The organism is Pseudoxanthomonas kalamensis DSM 18571, from assembly GCF_010211745.1.
Lineage (GTDB): Bacteria > Pseudomonadota > Gammaproteobacteria > Xanthomonadales > Xanthomonadaceae > Pseudoxanthomonas_A > Pseudoxanthomonas_A kalamensis.
Window position 1 is genome coordinate 1 of sequence record NZ_PDWQ01000133.1, and the last position, 530, is coordinate 530.

General features: G+C 67.5%; 1 protein-coding gene. It reads left to right on the forward strand.

The annotated features are described in order from the left end of the window. Positions 1-530 (forward strand): rod-binding protein (locus CSC70_RS14375; RefSeq protein ID WP_211369520.1); only part of this gene is annotated, 530 nt, incomplete at both ends.

The window sequence follows — 530 nt, forward strand, 5'->3', positions numbered from 1 at the left end:
AAGATCGACAAGGTCTCCCGTCAGCTCGAAGGTCAGTTCGCACAGATGCTGGTCAAGAGCATGCGCGATGCGAGCTCCGGCGACCCGATGTTTCCGGGCCAGAACCAGATGTTCCGCGAAATGTACGACCAGCAGATGGCCAAGGCGTTGACCGACGGCAAGGGGCTGGGTCTGTCGGCGATGATTTCCAAGCAGCTCAGTGGCGACACGGGCGGCCCGGCCTTGAACACCTCGTTGAACACCGCCGAAGCGGCCAAGGCGTACGCCCTGGTCGCCGGCAAGCGCGATGCCTCGTTGCCGCTGCCCGCCCGCGATGGTGCGACCACCGGCACCGCGACCAGCAGCGTGGCGAAGGCGGCCCTGGGCGCAGGCAACCTGAGCGGCATCGGCATGAGCCAGGTGCTGGATCTGATTGCCGGGCGTACCGGCGCTGGCGAAGCCGGCAGCGACGATGCTGCCGCGCTGAGCTGGCCGTCGGCCAACGATCGCTGGGCCGACGTGGCCGCCAGCGATGCGGCCGATGCCAATGC